The organism is Shinella sp. GW821-FHT11G07, assembly GCF_058808115.1.
On sequence record NZ_JBXARJ010000011.1, the window covers coordinates 99,436 to 122,467 of the forward strand.

Annotated in this window: 23 protein-coding genes; 9 read left to right on the forward strand and 14 right to left on the reverse strand. The window is 64.0% G+C overall.

Features of this window, described 5'->3' with window-relative positions; translation table 11 throughout:
* Window positions 1-14 precede the first annotated feature (14 nt).
* The 6 genes from AC1RT2_RS21420 to AC1RT2_RS21445 all read right to left on the reverse strand — a co-directional run bounded on the left by AC1RT2_RS21420 (window position 15) and on the right by AC1RT2_RS21445 (window position 7,510).
* Entirely contained in the window at window positions 15-557 is a 543-nt protein-coding gene (locus AC1RT2_RS21420; protein WP_069058073.1) for an adenine phosphoribosyltransferase, read from the reverse strand.
* Between the two features lie 109 nt (window positions 558-666).
* Entirely contained in the window at window positions 667-1,545 is an 879-nt protein-coding gene (locus AC1RT2_RS21425) for a cytochrome c1 (protein WP_493105131.1), read from the reverse strand.
* Between the two features lie 26 nt (window positions 1,546-1,571).
* Entirely contained in the window at window positions 1,572-2,840 is a 1,269-nt protein-coding gene (locus tag AC1RT2_RS21430) for a cytochrome b (RefSeq protein ID WP_069058072.1), read from the reverse strand.
* A gap of 14 nt (window positions 2,841-2,854) precedes the next feature.
* Window positions 2,855-3,433: a ubiquinol-cytochrome c reductase iron-sulfur subunit gene (petA, locus tag AC1RT2_RS21435; RefSeq protein WP_069058071.1), complete on the reverse strand. Its 579-nt coding sequence runs from the start codon at window positions 3,431-3,433 to the stop codon at window positions 2,855-2,857.
* Window positions 3,434-3,696: 263 nt separating this feature from the next.
* Window positions 3,697-5,565 carry an ABC transporter ATP-binding protein gene (locus AC1RT2_RS21440; protein ID WP_493105134.1) on the reverse strand — a complete coding sequence of 623 codons (1,869 nt, stop codon included), beginning with the start codon at window positions 5,563-5,565 and terminating at the stop codon, window positions 3,697-3,699.
* Window positions 5,566-5,656: 91 nt separating this feature from the next.
* Window positions 5,657-7,510 carry an ABC transporter ATP-binding protein gene (locus AC1RT2_RS21445; RefSeq protein ID WP_493105136.1) on the reverse strand — a complete coding sequence of 618 codons (1,854 nt, stop codon included), beginning with the start codon at window positions 7,508-7,510 and terminating at the stop codon, window positions 5,657-5,659.
* 350 nt (window positions 7,511-7,860) lie between these two features.
* Here AC1RT2_RS21445 and AC1RT2_RS21450 point away from each other — a divergent pair, with 350 nt between their 5' ends.
* Window positions 7,861-8,322: a tRNA (cytidine(34)-2'-O)-methyltransferase gene (locus AC1RT2_RS21450; RefSeq protein ID WP_493105138.1), complete on the forward strand. Its 462-nt coding sequence runs from the start codon at window positions 7,861-7,863 to the stop codon at window positions 8,320-8,322.
* A gap of 1 nt (window position 8,323) precedes the next feature.
* On the opposite strand, the gene AC1RT2_RS21455 is transcribed toward AC1RT2_RS21450, so the two are convergent.
* Entirely contained in the window at window positions 8,324-9,532 is a 1,209-nt protein-coding gene (locus tag AC1RT2_RS21455; protein ID WP_493105140.1) for an MFS transporter, read from the reverse strand.
* Window positions 9,529-10,101 carry an NADPH-dependent FMN reductase gene (locus AC1RT2_RS21460; protein ID WP_493105142.1) on the reverse strand — a complete coding sequence of 191 codons (573 nt, stop codon included), beginning with the start codon at window positions 10,099-10,101 and terminating at the stop codon, window positions 9,529-9,531. The genes AC1RT2_RS21455 and AC1RT2_RS21460 overlap by 4 nt, the downstream gene beginning before the upstream one ends.
* Window positions 10,102-10,172: 71 nt before the next feature.
* Between AC1RT2_RS21460 and soxR the strand changes: the two genes are divergently transcribed.
* On the forward strand, window positions 10,173-10,634 hold the full coding sequence (gene soxR / locus AC1RT2_RS21465) for a redox-sensitive transcriptional activator SoxR (protein WP_493105144.1): 462 nt from the start codon (window positions 10,173-10,175) through the stop codon (window positions 10,632-10,634).
* A 10-nt stretch (window positions 10,635-10,644) separates the two neighbouring features.
* Here the strand turns inward: soxR and AC1RT2_RS21470 are convergent, their stop codons facing one another.
* Together AC1RT2_RS21470 and AC1RT2_RS21475 are read right to left on the reverse strand one after the other, a co-directional pair.
* Entirely contained in the window at window positions 10,645-11,925 is a 1,281-nt protein-coding gene (locus tag AC1RT2_RS21470) for a hemolysin family protein (protein WP_069058065.1), read from the reverse strand.
* Window positions 11,926-12,037: 112 nt separating this feature from the next.
* Entirely contained in the window at window positions 12,038-12,910 is an 873-nt protein-coding gene (locus AC1RT2_RS21475) for a LysR substrate-binding domain-containing protein (protein WP_493105146.1), read from the reverse strand.
* 94 nt (window positions 12,911-13,004) lie between these two features.
* Here AC1RT2_RS21475 and AC1RT2_RS21480 point away from each other — a divergent pair, with 94 nt between their 5' ends.
* Window positions 13,005-13,397: a tautomerase family protein gene (locus AC1RT2_RS21480; RefSeq protein ID WP_493105148.1), complete on the forward strand. Its 393-nt coding sequence runs from the start codon at window positions 13,005-13,007 to the stop codon at window positions 13,395-13,397.
* A gap of 4 nt (window positions 13,398-13,401) precedes the next feature.
* Here AC1RT2_RS21480 and AC1RT2_RS21485 read toward each other — a convergent pair whose 3' ends face one another.
* Window positions 13,402-13,659, reverse strand: a complete 258-nt coding sequence (locus AC1RT2_RS21485) for a hypothetical protein (RefSeq protein ID WP_493105149.1) — start codon at window positions 13,657-13,659, stop codon at window positions 13,402-13,404.
* Window positions 13,660-13,935: 276 nt separating this feature from the next.
* Here AC1RT2_RS21485 and hemF point away from each other — a divergent pair, with 276 nt between their 5' ends.
* The 3 genes from hemF to AC1RT2_RS21500 all read left to right on the forward strand — a co-directional run bounded on the left by hemF (window position 13,936) and on the right by AC1RT2_RS21500 (window position 15,546).
* Window positions 13,936-14,847 (forward strand): oxygen-dependent coproporphyrinogen oxidase, encoded by a 912-nt coding sequence (gene hemF / locus AC1RT2_RS21490; protein ID WP_493105151.1) that lies wholly within the window; start codon window positions 13,936-13,938, stop codon window positions 14,845-14,847.
* Between the two features lie 95 nt (window positions 14,848-14,942).
* Complete coding sequence (locus AC1RT2_RS21495) at window positions 14,943-15,194, forward strand: hypothetical protein (protein ID WP_493105152.1); 252 nt, start codon at window positions 14,943-14,945, stop codon at window positions 15,192-15,194.
* A gap of 160 nt (window positions 15,195-15,354) precedes the next feature.
* Complete coding sequence (locus AC1RT2_RS21500) at window positions 15,355-15,546, forward strand: DUF1059 domain-containing protein (protein ID WP_493105153.1); 192 nt, start codon at window positions 15,355-15,357, stop codon at window positions 15,544-15,546.
* Window positions 15,547-15,557: 11 nt separating this feature from the next.
* On the opposite strand, the gene AC1RT2_RS21505 is transcribed toward AC1RT2_RS21500, so the two are convergent.
* The 3 genes from AC1RT2_RS21505 to AC1RT2_RS21515 are packed head-to-tail and all read right to left on the reverse strand — an operon-like array spanning window position 15,558 to window position 18,060.
* Window positions 15,558-16,817, reverse strand: a complete 1,260-nt coding sequence (locus tag AC1RT2_RS21505) for a CCA tRNA nucleotidyltransferase (protein ID WP_493105154.1) — start codon at window positions 16,815-16,817, stop codon at window positions 15,558-15,560.
* Window positions 16,814-17,446: a CoA pyrophosphatase gene (locus tag AC1RT2_RS21510; protein ID WP_493105155.1), complete on the reverse strand. Its 633-nt coding sequence runs from the start codon at window positions 17,444-17,446 to the stop codon at window positions 16,814-16,816. Before AC1RT2_RS21510 ends, AC1RT2_RS21505 begins: the two co-directional genes overlap by 4 nt.
* The gene (locus tag AC1RT2_RS21515; protein WP_493105157.1) at window positions 17,443-18,060 is read right to left on the reverse strand and encodes a DUF1285 domain-containing protein; all 618 of its coding nucleotides are present in this window, start codon (window positions 18,058-18,060) and stop codon (window positions 17,443-17,445) included. Before AC1RT2_RS21515 ends, AC1RT2_RS21510 begins: the two co-directional genes overlap by 4 nt.
* Window positions 18,061-18,276: 216 nt before the next feature.
* On the opposite strand from AC1RT2_RS21515, the gene AC1RT2_RS21520 reads away from it, so the two are divergent.
* From AC1RT2_RS21520 to AC1RT2_RS21530, 3 genes are read left to right on the forward strand one after another with little or no spacing between them, the layout of a single operon-like run.
* A complete protein-coding gene (locus AC1RT2_RS21520) occupies window positions 18,277-19,290 on the forward strand; it encodes an AAA family ATPase (protein ID WP_069058055.1) in 1,014 nt (337 codons plus the stop codon).
* 14 nt (window positions 19,291-19,304) lie between these two features.
* Window positions 19,305-20,225 (forward strand): DUF58 domain-containing protein, encoded by a 921-nt coding sequence (locus tag AC1RT2_RS21525; RefSeq protein ID WP_493105159.1) that lies wholly within the window; start codon window positions 19,305-19,307, stop codon window positions 20,223-20,225.
* Window positions 20,222-23,032 (forward strand): DUF4159 domain-containing protein, encoded by a 2,811-nt coding sequence (locus tag AC1RT2_RS21530; RefSeq protein WP_493105161.1) that lies wholly within the window; start codon window positions 20,222-20,224, stop codon window positions 23,030-23,032. Before AC1RT2_RS21525 ends, AC1RT2_RS21530 begins: the two co-directional genes overlap by 4 nt.

Consider the following 23,032-nt stretch of genomic DNA (forward strand, 5'->3'; position numbering starts at 1 on the left):
AGGCAGAATAGGGCTCAATGCCCGTCGAAGGAAACCAGCGTGCGCACTTCCACATCCAGCGCTTCGAGCTTCTTGCGGCCACCGAGTTCCGGCAGGTCGATGACGAAGCAGGCGGCGACGATATCCGCGCCGATCTGGCGCAGCAGCTTTACCGCCGCTTCCGCCGTGCCGCCGGTGGCGATCAGGTCGTCGATGAGGATCACCTTCTCGCCCGGCTTGATGGCGTCCTTGTGCATCTCCATTTCGTCCACGCCGTATTCCAGGCTGTAGGCAATGCGCACGGTTTCATGCGGCAGCTTGCCCTTCTTGCGGATCGGCACGAAGCCGGTCGACAGCTGGTGCGCCATGGCGCCGCCGAGGATGAAGCCGCGCGCCTCGATGCCAGCGACCTTTGCGATGCCGATGCCCGCGTAAGGATGCACCAGCTCGTCAACGGCGCGGCGGAAGGCGCGTGGGTTTCCAAGCAACGTGGTGATATCGCGGAACATGACGCCCGGCTTCGGATAGTCCGGGATGTTGCGGATCGCGGCAATGAGTTCGTTTTCAAGTGTGGACATGGTTTTCCCGACTGCGGAGGGGTTCGCCCGGTTATTGCAGGTGCGGCGCCCACCCTCAACAAAAAAGGCGGCCCGGAGGCCGCCTTTCAACCGAGCGCCAGAAGGCTGCTCAGTGTTCCTTGTTCGCGTAGACCGACTTCTTCGTCAGGTAGATCAGGCCGGTGAAGATCACCAGGAAGATCATGACCATGAAGCCGGTGCGCTTGCGCTCTTCAAGATGCGGCTCGGCGGCCCACATCAGGAAGGCGGAAACGTCGTGCGCGTACTGGTCGACCGTCTGCGGCGAACCATCGTCATAGGTGACCTGGTCGTCGGAGATCGGCTTGGCCATGGCAAGCGCTGCGGCACCGGCGAAGTACGGGTTGAAGTGCGTGCCTTCAGCGACTTCGACATGCGCCGGCTTCTCTTCATCGTAGCCCGTCAGCAGCGAGTAGATATAGTCCGGCCCGCCTTCCTGGTACTGCGTGAAGATATCGAAGACGAACTGCGGGAAGCCGCGGGTAATGCCGCGCGCCTTGGCGATCAGCGAGAAGTCCGGCGGCGCCGCACCGTTGTTCGAGGCGGCAGCCGCTTCGTGGTTCGCATAGGGCGACGGGAAGTGGTCGGACGGAACGGCCTTGCGGGTGAACATCTCACCGTCGCTGTTCGGGCCGTCCTGCACTTCGTAGTTCGCCGCGAAAGCCTTGACCTGCGCTTCCGAGTAACCGAGGCCTTCCAGCGTGCGGAAGGCTACAAGGTTCATCGAATGACAGGCCGAACAGACTTCCGTGTAGACCTTCAGGCCGCGTTGGAGCTGGCCCTTGTCATACTTGCCGAACGGGCCGGCAAAGGACCAGTCCTGCTCTCTCGGCTTATGCATCGGGTAGTGCGGCGTGGCGTGTTCCGCCTCGGCACCAGCAGCAGGCGCTGCCTCTTCCGCCGTGGCGAAGGAGACGCCGAGGCCGGCGACGAGTGCGAGCGCCAGAATGCCTGAAACAAGCTTTTTCATTGTCATGGTTCCTTTCTCGCTCGCTCTCAGGCTTTGGCCAGCTTGGCGTTTTTCTTTTCCAGAACCGCTTCCGTGATCGAATTCGGAATGCGCTTCGGGGTCTCGATCAGGCCGAGAACCGGCATGATGACGAGGAAGAAGCCAAAGTAGTACAGAGTGCCGAGCTGCGAGAGGATGACGTAGATGCCTTCTGCCGGCATCGCGCCGAGCCAACCGAGCAGGATGGCATTGGCCACGAAGATCCAGAAGAACAGCTTGTACCAGGGGCGATAGACGGCGGAGCGAACCTTCGACGTATCGAGCCAGGGCAGGAAGAACAGCACGATGATCGCACCGAACATCACCAGAACGCCGCCGAGCTTCGAGTCGATCGGGCCGACGTTGAAGGTGATGGCGCGCAGCATCGCGTAGAACGGCAGGTAGTACCATTCCGGAACGATGTGCGCCGGGGTCTTCAGCGGATCAGCCGGGATGTAGTTGTCCGGGTGGCCGAGATAGTTCGGCATGTAGAAGACAAACCAGGCAAACGCGATCAGGAAGACCGAAACGCCGAGTGCGTCCTTGAGCGTCGCATAGGGCGTGAAGGCGACCGTGTCGGTCTTGGACTTCACCTCGACACCGGTCGGGTTGGTCTGGCCGGTGACGTGCAGCGCCCAGACGTGCAGGATGACGACGCCGGCGATCATGAAGGGCAGCAGGTAGTGCAGCGCGAAGAAGCGGTTCAGCGTCGGCTGATCAACGGCAAAGCCGCCGAGCAGGAACTGCTGGATCCACTCGCCGACCCACGGGAAAGCCGAGAAGAAGCCGGTGATAACCGTCGCACCCCAGAAGGACATCTGACCCCAGGGCAGAACGTAGCCCATGAAGCCGGTTGCCATCATCAGAAGGTAGATGACGACGCCGAGGATCCAGAGGATTTCGCGCGGTGCCTTGTAGGAGCCGTAGTAGAGGCCGCGGGCGATATGCAGGTAGACTGCGATGAAGAAGAAGGACGCACCGTTGGCGTGCATGTAGCGCAGCAGCCAGCCGTGGTTCACGTCGCGCATGATCTTCTCGACCGAAACGAAGGCCTCGTTGACGCTGGCGATATAGTGCATGGCCAGAACGATGCCGGTCAGGATCTGCACGATCAGCATCACCGACAGCATGGCGCCGAAGGTGTAGGCATAGTTCAGGTTGCGCGGAACCGGGTAGGAAACGAAGCTGTCATGGATCATGCGCGGCAGAGGCAGGCGCGAGTCGACCCATTTTTCGATGCCAGTCGTCGGCTGGTAGGTTGAATGTTCAGCACTCATTATCAGGTGTCCCCTCAACCGATCTTGATGACTGTATCGGATACGAACGAAAAGGTCGGCACAGCGAGGTTCTCAGGGGCGGGGCCCTTACGAATACGACCAGCGGTATCGTAGTGAGAACCATGACAGGGACAGAACCACCCGCCGAAATCGCCGGCCTGGCCGAGCGGAATACAGCCGAGGTGGGTACAGACGCCGACCATGATGATCCAGTTTTCCTTGCCCTCGCCCGCCGAGCGATCGAGGTCCGTCGCCTGCGCGTCGGCCGCGATGTTGGCGTTACGGGCAACCGAGTCCTTGAGATCACCAAGCTGGACGGCCTTGGCTTCCTCAACTTCCTTGTCGGTACGGTTGCGGATGAACACCGGCTTGCCGCGCCACTTGACGGTCAGGGACATGCCGGGCGTCAGGCTGGAGACGTCGACATCGATGGCGCCGAGCGCCAGCGTCGACGCATCCGGGCGCATCTGGTCGATGAACGGCCAGGCGACAGCCACGCCGCCCACGACGCCCGCCATACCGGTGGTCAGGTAAAGGAAATCGCGGCGAGTGGGCTCGCCCAGGGATTCACTTGATGTCTCGTGTTCGCTCACGGCTAAACCATCCTCTCACGCAATGTCTGCGGAAACCCGCCACGCCCCTTGGAAACCGGTCAAGTCCGGACACAATACGGCCATAGATTCCCCGTCAATCCGGCGCGTTCTATGCTTGATCGCAAATTATGTCTAGCCTTGGCAAGGGGAGGTGGGCACATTGTCGCGGGAAAAACGAGGCATCTTGACAAGGTGCAGGCATCACCTTGAACATCCAGCGCTTCCCGGCTGAAAAGGCAGTCGCGAAACGACGATTTGCGGCTCTATTGCGCCGCTTCCTCATGCCCGAGGAAACCGCCCGACTGGCGCGACCAGAGATCCGCATAGAGCCCGCCCCTGGCGACGAGCTCCGCATGGGTCCCCTCCTCCACGATATCCCCGCGATCCATGACGATCAGGCGATCGAGAGCCGCAATGGTGGAGAGGCGATGGGCTATGGCGAGCACGGTCTTGCCGCGCATCAGGCGCTCGAGGTTTGACTGGATCGCCGCCTCGACTTCGGAATCGAGCGCCGACGTTGCCTCGTCGAGCACCAGGATCGGCGCATCCTTCAGCATGACGCGGGCGATGGCGATGCGCTGGCGCTGGCCGCCGGACAGCTTGACGCCGCGCTCGCCGACATGGGCGTCGTAGCCGCGGCGGCCGCGCAGGTCTTCGAGCGCGAGGATAAAGTCGTGCGCCTCAGCCTTCTTCGCCGCCTCGATCACTTCCGCCTCGCTCGCATCCAGATTGCCGAACAGGATGTTGTCGCGGATCGAGCGATGCAGCAGCGCCGTGTCCTGGCTGACCATGCCGATATTGGCGCGCAGGCTCTCCTGCGTGACGGCGGCAATATCCTCGCCGCCGACGAGGATGCGCCCGCCCTCGAGATCGTAGAAGCGCAGCAGCAGATTGACGAGCGTCGACTTGCCGGCCCCGGACCGCCCGACGATGCCGACCTTTTCGCCCGGCCGGATCGACAGCGACAGGTTGTCGATAACACCAGAGGCACGGCCGTAGTGGAAGCGGACATTCTCGAAGCGGATCTCGGGGCGCACGACCTTCATCTCGGTCGCATCCGGCTTGTCGACGAGGCCGATCGGCTGGGAAATGAGGTCGGCAGAGTTCTGGATCGTGCCGATGTTGCGCATGATGCTGTTCAGCTGCGTCATCAACCGGTTGAGCAGGAAGTTGAGCCGGAGCACCAGCGCCATGGTGAAGGCGACGGCGCCGGAGCTGGCAATACCGCCGAGCCAGAGATGGATGGAGAGCACCGCCATGGCCACGATCATCAGGCCGGAGACGAACGCCATGGAAGCACGCACGCCGGTCAGGAACCGCGTGAAGTTGAGCGTCGTCGCCTGGAAGGTATCAAAGCCATTGCGCATATAGCGGTCGTTCGCATCGTCGCGCCCGAACAGTTTCAGCGTCTGGATGTTGGAATAGGCATCGACCATGCGGCCGCTGAGCATGGATGCGGCCTCGGCCGTCTGGCGTGAATGCTCGCGGATGCGCGGCACGAAGTAGCGCGCCAGCACGGAAAAGACCGCAAGCCAGACGGCAAGCACCGCCGCAAGCCGCCAGTCGAGCTGGCCGAGCAGCACCAGCGTCGAAGCCGTGTAGATCGTCACGAACCACACGCTTTCCATGAAGGAGGTGATGACATCGCCCGTCGCCTGCCCCGCGGACCAGACTTTCGTGACGATGCGGCCGGAAAAATCGTTCTGGAAGAAGGAGAGCGACTGGCGCGCGACATGGACGTAGGATTGCCAGCGTACCAGATTGTAGAAGCCGGGCGTAATGACCTGCTGGTCGACCAACGCCGTCAGAAAAGTGACGACGAACCGCACGAGGCCGATCAGCCCCAGCATCAGCAGGAGTTCCGGCCCATGCGCCGCGATCAGCCCGCTCCACCCGTCGCCAGGCTTGACCGTCGCCAGAATATCGACCAGTCGCCCGACAAACCAGAACGTCGCCGCCTCGATGCCGGCCGTGATACCGCCCAGCACCAGCATCGCCGCAAACGGCGCCTTGGCCTGCCCGACATAGAACCAGATGAAAGCAAACAGCCCCTGCGGCGGCCGCAGATCATCCCGCCGCGCAAAGGGCTGAATCCAGTTCTCAAACCAGGAGAAGAGCGTGCGGAAGGTCATGCCTCCGATATAGGCGGTTTTGGGCGACGGACAACTTAAAGATTGGAAAGGTGAAGGCCGGTCTCCATGTCCTGGAGACCGGCCCTCCTGTTTACTCCGCCGCCACTTCCGCGTTGGCGTCATCCGCGATGAAACCGCCGGACTGGCGGGTCCAGAGGTCGGCGTAGATGCCACCCCTGGCGACGAGCTCGGCATGGGTGCCGGTCTCGTGCAGGTGCCCCTTGTCGAGCACGACGATGCGGTCCATCTCCGTCAGCGTCGAAAGGCGGTGAGCGATCGCGATCACCGTCTTGCCCTCCATCAGGGCGAAGAGGTTTTCCTGGATCGCCGCCTCGACTTCCGAATCGAGCGCCGAGGTTGCCTCGTCCAGCACCAGGATCGGCGCGTCCTTCAGGAAGACGCGGGCGATCGCGATACGCTGGCGCTGGCCGCCGGAGAGTTTGACGCCGCGTTCGCCGACCTGGGCATCGAGACCGGCGCGACCCTGCTGGTCGGTGAGGCCTTCGATGAAGTCCCAGGCATTCGCCCGCTTCGCTGCCTCGATGATCTCGACATCCGTCGCGTCCGGGTTACCGTAGGCGATGTTGTCGCGGATCGAGCGGTGCAACAGCGAGGTATCCTGCGTCACCACGCCGATCTGTGAGCGCAGGCTGTCCTGCGTGACCGACGCGATGTCCTTGCCATCGATCGTGATCTTGCCGGATTCGAGATCGTAGAACCGCAAAAGCACGTTCATCAGCGTCGTCTTGCCGGCACCGGAGCGGCCGACGAGGCCGACCTTTTCGCCAGCACCGATCGACAGCGACAGGTCCTCGATCACGCCCTTGTTCTTGCCGTAGTGGAAGCGGACGTGGTCGAAGTTGATCGCGCCCTTTTCCGCCGCCAGGGCGGGCGCCTGCGGGCCATCCTTGATGTCATGCGGCTTGGTCATCATGCCCATGCCGTCATAGACCGTGCCGATATTTTCAAACAGCGCGGTCACTTCCCACATCACCCATTGCGACATGCCGTTGATGCGCATGGCAAGGCCGACGGCCACCGCCACCGCACCGACCGACACGTCGCCGGTCATCCAGAAATAGATGCCGAGTGCTGCCGTGGCGAACATCGTGATGACGTTGTTGATGTCGATCGCGATGTTGAACAGCGAGATCTTGCGCATCTGGTTGTGCACGGTCTGCAGGAACTGATCCATGCCGTCGCGGGCATAGGTCTCTTCCCGGCCGGCATGCGAGAACAGCTTTACCGTCGCGATGTTGGTGTAGCTGTCGACGATCCGGCCCGTCATCATCGAGCGCGCATCCGCCTGCTCGCGCGAGATCACCATGAGCTTCGGCACGAAGTAGCGCAGGATGCAGACGTAGATGGCGAACCACACGATCAGCGGCACGACGAGACGCAGGTCCGCCGAGGCGATGATCGCGATCATCGAGACGAAGTAGCTCACCACGTAGATGAAGACGTCGATGATCTTCATCACCGTCTCGCGCACGGCAAGCGACGTCTGCATGACCTTCGTCGAGACGCGCCCGGCGAACTCGTTGGAGAAGAAGGTCATGCTCTGGCGGATGAGGTAACGGTGCATCTGCCAGCGGGCGATCATCGGGAAATTACCCGCAAGCGCCTGGTGCATGGTCATCGTGTGCAGCGCGCCGACAACGGGAATGACGATGAGCAGCAGCGCCGCCATCCAGATCAGCGTGCCGCCTTCCTTGGCGAGGAACGTGTTCGGATCGCTGTTGGACAGCCAGTCGATGATGTTGCCGAGGAACTGGAACAGCAGGACTTCCGCGATGCCGAGCACCATGGAGCAGAAGCCGAGCACGGCGAGCCAGGGTGCAGCCGGCTTCGTATAGTGCCATAGAAAGGCAAAAAGACCCTTCGGCGGCAGCGAAGGAGCCTCCGGGGGATAGGGATTCAAACGTCTTTCGAACCAGCCGAGCATGGCTTTCTCCGTAATGAAAAGACGGACCCGGGACGGACGGCGCAAAACGGGCGCTGTCAGGAACGGAATTCCGGTAGGATTGTCGCGCGGCGAGAAAAAACGTCACACGGCGATTTAAAGTCAGGATGCGATGGGATTTTGAGCGGCGAGGTGCCTAAGCGAGACGAGGCTTGATTCCAGCCGGGAGGCGCAGCCGATTCGATAATTGCATCAGGAACCTCCCTTTTCTCGCGTTGTAGATGCGCCTTGGTTAGCTCGAAACGACGCAATTTGCCAGATGCTTTGTCGCAATTTCGCCGTTCGGGGCAAATCTGTTGCCTTAGCGCCACATCCCGGTTAGGCGAAACAACATGTCCGACCTGCACATCGCCCTCTATCAACCCGACATAGCCGGCAATACCGGCACGATCCTGCGTTTCGCCGTCTGCCTCGGCCTTTCGGTCGACATCATCGAGCCAGCGGGCTTCGACATATCCGATCGCAACCTGAAACGCGCCGGCATGGATTACCTCGCCACTGTCGCACTGACGCGACATATCAGCTGGGAGCACTTCGAAAACTGGCGGTCGGCAAGCGGTCGCCGCCTCGTGCTCGCCTCCACCAAGGCCGCGGAGCATTACACCGACTTCGCCTACCGGTCGGACGACATCCTGCTGTTCGGCCGAGAAAGCGCCGGCGTGCCGGACCACGTGCACGACACAGCAGGCGGCCGGGTGCTCATTCCCATGGTCGAAGGCCAACGCTCCATCAACGTTGCGCTCTCCGCCGCGATGATCTGCGGCGAGGCCCTGCGCCAGACGGGTTTTGCCTGACCTAGCCATGGCCCGGCCGGGCGAGGCGAATGGTCGTGGCCGCAATGCCGAGCACCAGCACGACCGCACCGACAATCGCATAGGCACCGCCAAATCCGGACGCCGTGATGAGCGGCTGCGAGACGATCGGCGACAGGAATTGCCCGGTGAAGATGCTCGATACAAGCAGGCCCGAGATACGGCCGCGCAGGTTCGGCGGTGTCAGCAGCATCGCGGCAGCGGTAAAATTCGGCATGATCGTGCCCATGCAGATGCCCGAAACGGCCAGCGCCGCCAGCACGCCGGCATAGCTTGTGGCGCTGGAGAGCAGCAGGAACGACAGCCCTATCGAGACGAAGCCAAGGCCGAAGACACCCATGGTACCGAGCATCCGGCGGACCGGCGCGAAGACGAGCGAACTCAGCACCCCGACGAACTGCCCCACCCCGATCGCCACGCCAGCAAGGCTCGGCGCAGCAAAGCCGAGCGATTCGAGATAGAATGGAAGCTGCGTCGGGATCATGTAAAAGGCGATCATGTTGATCGCGGCGGCGAGGAATAGTGCGGCCAGCAACGCCACCGTGCGGCCACTGAGCCCGCCCTCCCCCCGGACCACCTCGGCCGGGCGAGCACGGCGCGGCTCGGGCAGGAACACAAGCGCTGCCGGCACCAGCAGGATCGCCACGGTGTAGATGAGGAACGGCCCGCGCCAGTGGATTTCCGCAAGGAACCCGCCCCCCGTCAGGAAGGCCGTGCCACCGATCCCCACGAAGGCCTGTTGCAGGCCCATGTAGCGATCCCGCGCCGCCCCCTGGAAGAAGTCTCCGACCAGCGCCGTCGTCGCCGTCATGATGCCGCCGACCGCAAGGCCGAGCACCGCGCGGCCGATCAGCAGGCCCGGCAGCGTATCGAGGAAGAGACCGGAGGCGCCTGCCACGGCAAATAGCGCAAGCGAGGCGACGAGCAAGGGCTTGCGGCCGAAACGATCGACAAGAAAACCGGCGGCCGGCGAAAACAGCGCGATGAACAGTGCAGGCAGCGTCAGCACCAGCCGGCTGAGCAGCGCAACGTTCTCGACATCGGCAAACCGCACGGCAATGCCCGGCAGCGAGGCGGAAATCGTCGCCCCGGACATGATGGTGAGCGTGCTGATGAAGAGCATCGTGGCATTGCGCCGGATCTCGTGCGGAGAGCGGGCGACTTCCGCCCCCGCATAGTGTTCTGGCTTCATGCCGCGACCTCGTCGTAACGTGTTGTGATGCGCGCCGACTTCAGCGCGTTGGCCCACCAGTTGAGGCGGTTCAGGAGAACGGCAAGCTGCCCGTTGAGCTGGCCGGGACGGAAGGGATTGCCGACGGGATCGAACTGGGTCCAGGCGTGGGCAAGGCTCACTGTCTCGCGAATCACCACTGCATGCAACTCGGCAAAGACCAGCCGCAGCTGTTCGACGGCGCGCAGACCACCGGAAACGCCGCCATAGGAGATGAAAGCGATGGGCTTGGCGTGCCATGGCCGGAAGCACGAATCGATGATCGCCTTCAGCGCAGCCGGATAGGCGTGGTTGTATTCCGGCGTCACGATGAGGAAGGCGTCCGCCTGCGAAACCCGGCTTTCGACGAGCTCTGCCGAAGCCTCGTCCAGGCCACCGGGCGTGAAGGTCAGCTCGGCCGGGTCGATGCGGACGATGGTGTACTGGCCAAACCTGGCAAGCTCCGGCTCCAGCCATCCCGCGATCGTATCGGCAAAACGCCCTTCGCGGCCGCTGCCATAGATGAGGGCGATGGTCAGTCTGTCAGTCATGTCGTTGCTCCGTCTTGGAAAAGCAGGGAGCCGCTGGTATAAAACCTCAACCATAGTTGAGGTCAACAGCCATGACGGAAAAATGTCCGAGCAATACGATGCCCAAGGAGCTCACCGTCGGCGAGGTCGCCGAGCGTAGCGGTGTGGCGGTGTCCACCCTGCATTTTTATGAGACGAAGGGGCTGATCCACAGCCAGCGCAACCGCGGAAACCAGCGGCGTTATCCGCGCAGCATCCTGCGGCGTGTGGCAGTGATCAAGGTGGCGCAGCGCACCGGTATCCCGCTGTCGGAAATCGCAGACGCGCTCTCGGTGCTGCCGCACGACCGTCCGCTGACCGTGCGGGACTGGCGCAACCTCTCGGAAACCTGGCGCGGCCAACTCGACGAGCGAATCGCCCGGCTCACCAAGCTGCGCAACCAGCTTGACGGCTGCATCGGTTGCGGCTGCCTGTCGATGCAGGAATGTCCGTTGCGCAATCCCTGGGATACACTTCGCGAACAAGGACCGGGCCCGAGACTGCTCGAGCCCTAATTCCGTGTTGTTAATCCAGACGCGTGGCGAGCAGCTTGTCGACGCGGCGGCCGTCCATGTCGACGACCTCGAAGCGCCAGCCCTGGGTTTCCGTGACTTCGCCGGTCTTCGGCAGCTTCTGCAGCGATTCGATGACCAGGCCCGCAGCCGTCTGGTAGTTGCGGCGCGCAGGAAGGGAAAGTCCAAGGCGATCGGCCATTTCGTCGATCGGCATCGCGCCGGCGATCAGCCAGGACCCGTCCTCGCGCTGAACGGCATGGTCGTCGTCGCCTTCATCGATATCCGCACGGAAGACGCCGGCAATCGCTTCCAGCACGTCTGCCGGCGTGATGACGCCTTCGAAGTGGCCATATTCGTCATGGACCAGCATCATCGGCACTTCGGAATTACGCAGCTTGTCGAGCACGCGCATCGCGTCCATCGAATCCGGCACGATCGGCGCGGCGCGAACAAAGGAGCGGATGTCGAGCGGCTGGCCTGATAGCAGGGCCGACAGCAGTTCGCGCTTCTGGACGATGCCGACGATGGTTTCCGGGCCGCCATCGGCGACCGGCAGACGGGAATGCTGGCTCTCGACGAGATATTGGTGGATTTCCTCGACCGTATCGCCAAGGTCGATCCAGTCGACGTCGTTGCGCGGTGTCATGAGGCCGCGTGCCGCACGGTCGCTGAAGCGCATGACGCCCGCGATCATCAGCTTTTCGCCACCCTCGATCACGCCGGCGGCTTCCGCTTCGGCGACGATCGTCTTGATCTCTTCGTCGGTGACGACGCTTTCGGCAATCTGGTGCTGGCCGAGCAGGCGGAAGATCAGCCGCGTCGAGGCATCGAGGATCCAGACGGCCGGCGCGCCGATTTTCGACAACAGCGACATGGCGGGCGCCACGAGCGCTGCAAAACGCTCGGGGTTGCGCAGCGCGATCTGCTTCGGCACCAGCTCGCCGACGACGACCGACAGATAGGTGATAAGGAAGATGACGATACCGTAGCCGAGCGGATCGGCCAGCCAGTCCGGCACACCCTCGGCAAAAAGGATATCGCGCAGGCGGCTACCAAGCGCCGCGCCGGAAAACGCACCGGCGAGAACGCCGATGAGCGTGATGCCGATCTGGACGGTAGAGAGGAACTTTCCAGGATGCTCGGCGAGTTTCAGCGCCGACGCAGCACCACGCGAGCCCTGGGCCGCCATGGTCTTGAGCCGGGCTTTACGCGCTGAAACGATGGAAAGTTCGGAAAGGGCAAACACCCCGTTGAGGAGGATAAGGAAGACGGCAATCGCGAGTTCGAACAAGGACTCTGAGCCGTGCTTTAGAACCGCAACGGCGCCTTTCTGTTGATGACAATGGCCGCAAGATAGGGGTGCGACGGGCCGGCGTCAATCGAACTTGCCAATCACAGTCGTATCAGGACGACGTCACAAGCATTTCGAGCAGAATATCGCGCAGCCGCGAGACCGGAGCGGCAGGCATCGCGTCTGCCGTGTGCAGCGTCAGGTCGACGCTGCCGAGCGCCGGCAATCCGGCCCGTTCAGGGTCGAGGGACCGCAGATGCGGCGGCATGCCGGTGGTGGTGCGGATCGTCACGCCAAGCCCCGCCGTGACCGCCGCCCACAGCCCGGCAAGGCCGGGACTGGCAAAGACCTGCCGCCACTCGCGCCCTGTGGACGACAGTGCCTCGACCGCCGCAGCGCGGAACGAACAAGGCGGATCGAAAGCAATGAGCTGCACCGGTTCCTCGGGCGATACCTCGTAGTCGGCAGCAGCGATCCAGACTATCGGGTGCGTGGCGATATGCTGGCAATGCGCGCTACGCTGGCCACCCCAGGTGACGGCCATGTCGAGATCGCCGCGTTCCACCGCCGCCACCAGCTTGGCGCCGCGATCCACCCGCACCTCCACCCTGAGCTTCGGATGCGCACGCGAAAACCGGCCGAGCACCGGCGGCAGCGAGGTCTCGGCAAAGTCCTGCGGGATACCGATCCGGAGCCAGCCGTCGAGCGCCCGGCTGGAGCCGAGCATCATCATTGCCTCGTCATTGAGCTCCAGGATGCGCACCGCATAATCATAAAGCGCCTCGCCGGCATCGGTGAGCGCCAGCCCCCTGCCCTGCTTGGTGAACAGCGTCTGGCCGCTAACATCCGCGAGCTTTTTCAGTTGCAGGCTGACGGCCGGCGGCGTGCGCCCCAGCGCCTCCGCCGCCTTGGCGAAGCTGCCGAGCCGCACCCCGGTGACGAAGGTGCGCAGCACGTCCATGTCGAAGTTGCGCGGTAAAACCATTCAGCTTTCCAAAACCATTACAGCAACACTTCTCAATTTTAAAAATGATAGTCGCGCAATAGGCTCATCCCGTCAACAGAGACAGGAGACGACCATGCCCTTCCTTCACATCCGCATTGCCGGGAGAAACCTCACCGACAGCGAACGCCTGCACATCCAGGACGAGGCGACGCGCCTTGCCGTCACGCTGCTCGGCAAACGCGCCGAAGCGACCGCCGTCTTCGTCGAGGAAACGCCGGTTCCGAACTGGACGGTCGGTGCACGCCGGCTGCCGGTGGCCGCCTATTTCGAAATCCTCATCAGCGAGGGCACCAATACGCCGGAGGAAAAGGAACGCTTCATCCGGGCCGGCTACGCCCTTTTGGAGGAAGCTCTCGGGTCGCAACTCAATCCGGTGACCTATGTCGTCATCCGGGACATCGCGATGGAAAACTGGGGTTACGGCGGCCGCACACAGGAGAGCCGCCGGATCGCCATGGCGGCATGAGCTGTCAGTCGGCGCTCGGCAGCCGGCGCATGGTGAACTCGATGCGATCGCCCTCCATCGTGCGCCAGCTCTCCACCTCGGTCCAGTAGGCGGCCTTCGGCCAGAGGTCGAACCATTCGCGCGCCTTGTCCCGCGCCGCCTGCCGCTCGAGGCAGAAGGTTTCACGAACGAAATGACCTTCGCGCGCGGGGTTTTCGCGGCGGTGGCGTTCGATCTGGCGCCGGAGCCCTTCGAGAGGGGGCGGTCCGGGAACACGCGCCATGCAGATTTCCTCCTGGCAGCACATTCTATGGGGTAAAGATAAGCTGGCGCCGCCCGTTTTGCGAGTCCCGCCTTCCCCAGCCGATCCTTCCCTCGCGGTTGCCAAAAGGCGCAAAGTTAAGGAATGTGACGAAAATGCGATTCGGCGCTGCAGCGCCGCGTGTCATTCATGACGCGCAAAGGTCGCGGTAGCATTTGAATCTGCTGCATAACTTTGCCATTAAACCGATTCAGATTGAACGACGAAGTCATGCGGTAAGCGCCAGCGGGAAGCACCATGGAACGACCAGACCTGCCGAAAGGCCTGCCCGAAGACATTGAAGACAAGAAGAACGCCGCCCGCGCCTGGTTCGAGCAACTTCGCGGCGCGATCTGCGCGAGCTTCGAGGCACTTGAGGACGAGCTGGAAGGCCCGCTTTCCGACCAGCAGCCCGGCCGTTTTGTCGCCAAGGACTGGCAGCGCGACAATGGCGAAGGCGGCGGTGGCCGCATGTCGATGATGGACGGCCGCGTCTTCGAAAAGGTCGGCGTGCACACCTCCACCGTCCATGGCGAGTTTTCTCCGGAATTCCGCAGTCAGATCCCCGGCGCGGAAGAAGATCCGCGCTTCTGGGCCTCCGGCATCTCGCTGATCGCCCATCCGGTGAACCCCAACGTGCCGGCCGTGCACATGAATACGCGCATGGTCGTGACCACCAGCCACTGGTTCGGCGGCGGTGCGGACCTGACGCCGGTGCTCGACCGCCGGCGCATGATAGACGACCCGGACACCGCGCTCTTCCACAAGGCGATGGAAATCACCTGCAACCGCCATCCGGTTGCCGACCACGCCAGGTACAAGGACTGGTGCGACGAATATTTCTTCCTGAAGCACCGCAACGAACCGCGCGGCACCGGCGGGATCTTTTTTGACTGGCTGCATTCGCCGGACGAGCTTGGCGGCTGGGACGCCGACTTTGCCTTCACGCAGGACGTCGGCCGCGCCTTCGCCATGGTCTATCCGCGGATCGTGCGCTCGAACTTCAACAAGGGCTGGACGGAAGAGGACCGCGACGAACAGCTCGTGCGCCGTGGCCGCTATGTCGAGTTCAACCTGCTCTACGACCGCGGCACGATCTTCGGCCTGAGGACAGGTGGCAACGTCGATTCCATCCTCTCCTCGCTGCCCCCCGTGGTGCGCTGGCCCTGAGACCGGGCTAGCTCTCTCACTCTCCGCCTTGTGATTATCGGCCCTACCGCTTTCGTGGTAGAGTGCCCCTGCATGATTCCACGGAGGAGGCAGTCATGAATTTCGCAGCACAGGATGCGGCGACCGCGGGTCTCGACCCGCAATCCGCCGATTTTCTCGATCGTTTTGCAGAAACCATGCGTGCCGAAAGCGGCATGGACCTACCGCATGCCTATTTCGTCGAGGAAGCCCGGCGACGGCTTGCCGGCGGCACCATCTATCACCTCGCCGATCATCACACGAAACCGGAACAGTTCCAGTCATCCGCCTGCTTCGACGCCTGGGCAAAAGGCGAAGACGCGGCCTGACGGCACATCCGGTCGGCTCGAATACTCCACCCCCTGGTGGAACCACGGGTCACTTCACCCGTTTTCGAGGACGGCTTTTTCAGCCGCAGACCCGGTCGCGGTTTGGCCGATCAGGCCCCATCTGCTACACTGGTCCCATTGAAACGACAGGAGATAGGTCATGAGACTTTTTGAATGCGGTTCACTCGTCCCCGGATGCGACTGGCATACGCGGGCCAATGACGACGCCGAAGTCGTTCGCCGCGCCGTCGAGCACATGCGCACCGCCCACGGCGAAACGATGATCCGGGATAGCACCGTCGATCACATCAAGGAACGCATCGTCGACGAAAAAGCCGCCGACGCCGCCTGACGGGTTGCCAATCAGCCCTCCTTGGCGAGGACCTCCAGCCGGGCAAGCAGTTTTGCCCGGCCCTCATTGAAATTGCCACCCACCCACTCGTCTTCGATCGCCCCCAACACGGCACCGACCTTCGGCCCGGCAGCGACACCGGCAGCGAGCACGTCCGCGCCAGTAAGCGGGAAAGATGGTTTCTGCCATTTCTCCGCCTTGGCAAGCAAGCGCTGGCACAGGCCCGCGAAGGACAGCGCGTCGGCATCGCCAAGGCCTTTGGCTCTCGCCGAGGAAAGTGCGAGTTTCAGCCGCATCGTCAGGCCGACCGGACCGTTGCGGTAGAGCAGCCGCTCGAACGCCGTCTCAGCCAGTTTCGGCGCAATCTCCGGCGCCGATGCCCAGTAATCGAGGTTTGCCGCCTCCGCCTTCGATAGCCGCAGCCGCTCGGCAAGCGTTTTCAGCCGCTCGCGATCGGGCGGCACGATGGCGGCGAGCCGCAGCAGCGCATCCGGCTTCCAGCCGAACGCCTTTTCCGCGTCGACCAAAGCCGGGATCGCATCGATGCCCCACTTTTCGGTTTCCGGCAGGATTTCGGTCAGCACGCCCGCCTGCCGCATCCAGAGCAACGCCCGGCCCGGATCCGGGGCTGCGAGCAGCTTCTTCGTCTCGGACCAGACCCGTTCTGCCGAAAGTTTTCCGAGACTGCCCTTCGCCCGCGCGCAGGCCTTCAAACCGTCCGCATCCGGACGGCCGCTGCCATAGAGCGCGAAGAAACGGAAGAAGCGCAGGATGCGCAGATGGTCTTCCGCGATCCTGGTCCCGGCATCGCCAATGAAACGCACCGTGCGGCTTTCGATATCCGGCAGGCCGTTGACGAGATCGATGACGGTGCCATCCGCCGTGGCATAGAGCGCATTGATCGTCAGATCGCGCCGCTCGGCGTCCATCTGCCAGTCGGTGCCGAAGGCAACCTCCGCCCGACGGCCGTCCGTCGCGACGTCGCGGCGCAGCGTCGTCACCTCGAAGGGATTTCCATCGATGACGAGCGTCACCGTGCCGTGCTCGATGCCCGTCGGCACCGCCTTGATGCCGGCGGCCTTCGCCCGCTCGACGACCGTTTCGGGCCTGAGCGTCGTCGCGATATCCACATCGGCGACCGGCAGGCCCATCAGGCTGTTGCGCACGGCACCGCCCGCCACACGCCCCTCGCCGCCGTCGCTGTTCAACAGCGCCAGCACGCGCACGAGCGCCGGATCGGAAAACCACGCCTCGCCCGAAACAGACGTCATGCATAAAGCCTTTCATAGATCACCCGCACGATGCCGGCGGTGATGCCCCAGATGTTATGCCCGTCATAGGGCATGCGATAATAATGCCGCTCGCTGCCGAGCCAGACGCCGCTGCCCCGCTCGTGGTTGCGCGGATCCATGAGAAAGGACAGCGGCACGTCGAAAACCGTCTCCACCTCCGCCGGGTTCGGGATCAGTTCAAAACCGGGCTGCACCACCGCGAGCACCGGCGTGATGGAAAAGCCGGACAGCGCCTTGTACTGCGGCAGGCGGCCGACCGGCTCGACGAAGCGGCGGTCGAGGCTGATCTCCTCCTCCGCCTCGCGCATGGCCGCGGCCTCCACATCTTCGTCCTCGTCATCCACCGCCCCGCCCGGAAAGGCGATCTGGCCGGAATGCTTGCGCATGGTCGCGGTGCGCTGCGTGAAGATCACGCGCGCCTCCTCCCCATCGTCGATGACCGGGATGAGCACCGCCGCATCGCGAAGCGTCATGCCTTCGATATGGGGAATGACCGAGGGGTTGAGCAGGCTGTCGCCATGCTCGCGCCAGCTCTCGTCGCCGAGCGTCAGCGCCTGTGCCATAGCCCGGCGACGGAATTCTGCAGCACTATAGGGTGGAAAACTCATCGGGACAGCGCATCCAGCTCGGCAGCCGGCATGACCGGAAAGACCACGCCGCCGGAGCGAACCGCAAACATCTCGACGCCGTCGATCTCGATGGTTTCGCCAAGATCGACCAGTTCATACATCATCGCCCGCGAAACCAGCGCCTCCAGGCGGCCGCGTACCAGCAGATAGGGCTTCAGCTCGTTGTTTTCGCCCGCAATGACGAAGCGCAGCGGATGTTCTGGCCCTGCCTCCACCACATCGCCGACATTGGTGCGGAAGGTCAGCGTCTGCGCACTGCCTTCCCCGCTCGCATTCATCTCGACCGCCAGGAACGGCGCATCGACGATGCGGATGCCGACACGCTCGACCGGCGTCACCAGATAGGTCTTGCCGTCCTCGTCCTTGCGCAGCACCGTCGAAAACAGCCGCACCAGCGGTGCGCGGCCGATCGGCGTGCCCATATAGAACCAGGTGCCGTCGGCGCGGATTTCCATGTCGATATCGCCGCAGAACGGCGGGTTCCAGCGCTCGACCGGCGGCAGGCCGCGCCCACCGGTTTCAGCGGCTGCCCGCGAGATCAAGGCGGCCAGTCCCGCCGCATCGGTGCTTTCGCGAATTTCGCCCGTTGCCATTGTTCCGTCCCGGTTGAACCCTATCTCCGCGAGAGGCCCTTGTTTTTTCAAGAGGCCCTGCTTTTCAAGAAGAAAGGGTGGATACAGCCTTTTCTCACGAGATAGTCATTTCGTGGCCGCTTGTCAGCCACGGGTGAGCTAATAAGCTTTCTATGTAGAGCGCGGATGCGGCAAGGCCACGATTCGCCAAGAGTTAAACCGGTACTGGAGATGACCATGGGCGTTCAGAATTCCCCCGAGGCAGGCCTGGACGAAAAAGCGGTGATCGCGGCTGCCGAACGCGCGCTCTCCGATATCGCCATCATCCGCAACGAAGTCGCCAAGGTCATCTTCGGTCAGGAAAGCGTGGTCGAGCAGACCATGCTCGCCGTGCTCTCGGGCGGCCATGCCCTGCTCGTCGGCGTGCCGGGCCTTGCCAAGACCAAGCTGGTCGCCACCCTCGGCACGGTGCTCGGCCTCGCCTCGAGCCGCATCCAATTCACGCCCGACCTCATGCCCTCCGATATCCTCGGCTCGGAAGTGATGGACCAGGATGACAACGGCAAGCGCTCCTTCCGCTTCGTACCCGGCCCGATCTTCACACAGCTCCTGATGGCCGACGAGATCAACCGCGCCTCGCCGCGCACCCAGTCCGCCCTTCTCCAGGCCATGCAGGAATATCACGTCACCGTCGCCGGCCGGCCGAACGACCTGCCGAAGCCGTTCCACGTGCTCGCCACCCAGAACCCGCTGGAGCAGGAAGGCACCTATCCGCTGCCGGAAGCCCAGCTCGACCGCTTCCTGCTGCAGGTCGATGTCGATTATCCGGAGCTCGCCGCCGAGCGGCAAATCCTGCTGGAAACCACCGGCGTCCACGAGGCACATGCAAGTGCTGCCATTTCCGCCGAACGCCTCATCGAAATCCAGACCCTCATCCGCCAGATGCCGGTGAGCGAGAAGGTGCTCGACGCGATCCTGTCGCTCGTGCGCTCCGCTCGCCCCGGCAACGGCGTTTCCGACACCGATAAGCACGTCGCCTGGGGTCCCGGTCCGCGCGCCGGCCAGGCGCTTATGCTCTGCAGCCGCGCCCGTGCGCTCTATGAAGGCCGTCTCGCGCCCTCCGTCGACGACGTGCTGGCGCTCGCCGAACCCGTTCTGCAGCACCGCATGGCGCTGACCTTCGGCGCCCGCGCAGAAGGCATGTCGGTGCGTGACGTCATCGCAAGCCTCGTCCGACAGGCGGGCGGCTGAGCGGAGAAAAGCGCATGGCGTCCGTCGGCCAGATCGTCCAACCGACCCCGACCCGCGAGGTGCTCTCGCGGGCGCAGGCGCGTGCCGCCCTCATTCCCGATTGCATGGTGGAGGCGCAGCGCCTCGCCAACACCGTGATTGCCGGCTGGCACGGCCGCCGCAAGCGCGGCATCGGCGAAAATTTCTGGCAGTTCCGCCCCTATGTCGACGGCGAAAGCCTGTCGCGCATCGACTGGCGCCGCTCGGCCCGCGACGACCACACCTATGTGCGCGACCGCGAATGGGAAGCCGCCCACACCGTCTGGATCTGGGCCGATCTTTCGTCGTCCATGATGTACAAATCCACCTTCGGCGCCGTCTCGAAGGAAAGCCGCGCATTGGTCCTCATGCTGGCATTGGCCGAAATCCTCGCCCGCTCCGGCGAGCGCATCGGCTGCCCCGGCATCATGGAGCCGATCGCCGCGCGCAACGCCGCCGAACGCCTCGCAACCGCGCTCATGCACAATGGCACCACCGGCGGCCTGCCGGATACCAGCATGATCCGTGGCAACAGCGACATCGTGCTGATCGGTGATTTTCTCGATCCGGTCGAAGACGTGATGGACCGGATCGGGCCGCTGGCCCGACGCGGCCTGCGCGGCCATGTCGTCGAGGTTGCCGACCCGGCGGAGGAAACCTTCCCCTATAGCGGCCGCACCGAATTCACCGACCCGGAAACCGGCCTGAAGCTCACCGCCGGCCGTGCGGAAACGCTCAAGGACGACTACGCCCGCGCCTATATCGCGCGCCGCGAAAACCTCGCCGACAGCCTGCGCCATCTCGGCTGGAGTTTCGTGACGCACCGCACCGACAGGCTCGCCTCCGAAGCCCTCGTTTCGGTCCATATGTACCTTTCCGGCATGCCGGCGATGAAGACGGAAGGCCGTGGCCGATGAGCGCGTTTGCCTTTGCCTTTCCCGCCGTGCTGGCCACACTCGTGCTGCTGCCGGTCATCTGGTGGCTGCTGCGCCTCACCCCGCCGAAGCCGCTCACCGAGGTCTTCCCGCCCTTCGCCATCCTCGCCTCGATCATGAAGCGCGAGGAAACGCCGGCGCAAAGCCCGTGGTGGCTGACCCTGCTGCGCATGCTGATGGCCGCCGCCGTCATCTTCGCCATCGCCGATCCCGTCTTCAACCCACGCACCAACACGCTGGCGTCGAGCGGCCCGCTGGCAATCGTCGTCGACAACAGCTGGGCATCCGCCACCGACTGGCAGCGCCGTATCGATACGGCCTCCACGTTGATCGACGATGCCGAAAGCCGCGACGTGCCGATTGCGCTCGTGCTGACCGCCGACCGGCAGCACGATGCCGTGCCGGTCGATGCCGCAACCGCCCGCACGCGTCTTGCTGCCGCCGAGGCTCGGCCCTTGCCGGCAGACCGCGCGGCCGCCGTCGCGTCGCTGCGCACCGCGCTGGACGGCACGGCACCCGGCACAATCGCCTTCATCAGCGATGGCATCGCGGGCGGCGAGACCGACGATACGGTCACCGCCCTCCAGGCACTCTCGCCCGCCGAGTTCCGCATGATCCAGAATGACGGCGCCTCCGCCGTCGCCATCACCAATGCGACGAACGGCGCCGACGCCCTCTCCGTCACGCTGACCCGCCTCGATGGCGGCCCGGCACGCAGCCTGCCGCTGACCGCCCACGATTCCCGCGGCCGACCGATCGCATCAGGCACGGCGGATTTTGCGGCCGGCAGCACGAGCACGACGGGCACGATCACCGCCCCGTTCGAACTGCGCAACGATTTCGCCCGCATCACCATCGATGGTCTCGCCAATGCCGGCGGCACCTATCTGCTCGATGATGGCTTCCGCCGCCGCCGCGTTGCCTTCCTCTCCGGCGAGGTGGTGGATGCCAGCCAGCCGCTGCTCTCGCCGCTGCACTATATCAACCGGGCGCTGGCGCCCTATGCCGACCTGATCGAGCCGAGCGTCGCCGACCTTTCCGTCGCAGTGCCCGAACTTCTCGAACAGAACCCGTCCGTGCTGATCATGGCCGACATCGGCCGCCTGCCGGAAGACGTGCAGAGTGCGGTTCAGCGTTGGGTCGACGCCGGCGGCATGCTGATCCGCTTTGCCGGCCCGCGCCTTGCCGCGGCACCCGCCGATGACCCACTGGTGCCGGTGCTCCTGCGCAAGGGCGAACGCGCGCTTGGCGGCGCGCTTTCCTGGTCCGAGCCGCAGCCGCTCGCCGCCTATCCGCAAAACAGCCCATTCTTCGGCATGCGCGCGCCGGAAAACATCCTCATCAAGCGCCAGGTCCTTGCCGAGCCGACGCCGGATCTCGCCGAGCGCACCTGGGCCGGCCTTGCCGACGGCACGCCGCTGGTGACGACCGGCCCGCTCGGCTCCGGCCGCATCGTGCTCTTCCACATCAGCGCGGAAACCGGCTGGTCCAATCTGCCACTCTCAGGCGATTTCGTGGAAATGCTTCGCCGCACCGTGCAACTGTCGCGCGGCGGCGGGGTCTCCACCAGCGATGGCGAACAGAGCCAGGGCCTGCCGCCCTATCGCCTGATGACGGCGAACGGCACGCTCGCCGCCGCGACCGGCGAGGCAAAACCGCTCGCCAGCGGCGATGGCACGCGCAGGATCGCCAGCTTCGACAACCCGCCCGGCCTCTACGGCACGGAAGACGGCTATGTCGCGCACAACCTTTTCCCGCCGGGCCATGAAATCCGCCCGCTCGCGGTGGCCGACGGTGCCGCGATCTCGCGCGAACCGCTCACCGGCAGGGAGACCTGGTCGCTGAAACCACATCTCTTCACACTGGCAGCCCTGCTGCTCATCGCAGACTGCGCCATCGTGTTGTTCATCGGCGGTGCCTTCGCCGCCGCCGCCCGCGGCATGCCGAAGCGTGGCGCAGCTGCCGCCGTGCTGCTGCTGCTCTTCGCCGGCGCGCTTGTGGCACTGCCATCGGAAAGCCGCGCGGCCGACGCAAAACCTGGCGACGAGACTATCCTGTCCCGGCTCGACACGACGCATATCGCCTATGTCGTCACCGGCGAGAGCGAGGTCGATACTATCTCCGAACGCGGCCTTGCCGGCCTGACGGAGTTCCTCACCTACCGCACCACGCTGGAGCCCGGCCAGCCGGTCGGCGTCGACATCTCCAAGGACGAACTCGCGCTCTACCCGATCATCTACTGGCCGGTGAGCGCGACCGCCGCCATGCCGTCCAGCGCCGCGATCAGCCGCATCGACGCCTATATGCGCAACGGCGGCACCGTGCTCTTCGATACGCGCGACCAGTTCGTCTCGCTCAACGACACCGCCACCAGCCCGAACACCGAGCGGCTTCAGGCGATCCTCGCCAGTCTCGACATTCCGCCGCTGGAACCCGTGCCGGCCGATCATGTGCTGACCAAGGCTTTCTATCTGCTGGCGAATTTCCCCGGTCGCTATGCCGGAAGCCCGCTGTGGATCGAGGCAGAACTTGATCGCGCGGAAGATCCGTCGCGTCCCGCACGCGCCGGCGACGGCGTCTCGCCGATCATGATCACCGGCAACGACTTTGCCGGCGCCTGGGCGGTCGATGCCAATGGCATGGCGCTGCTCCCGACCGTGCCGCCGGACGAGGTGCAGCGCGACCACGCCTTCCGCGCCGGCGTCAACATCATGATGTACATGCTCACCGGCAACTACAAGGCGGACCAGGTGCACGTGCCCGCCCTCCTCGAACGGCTGGGGCAATGA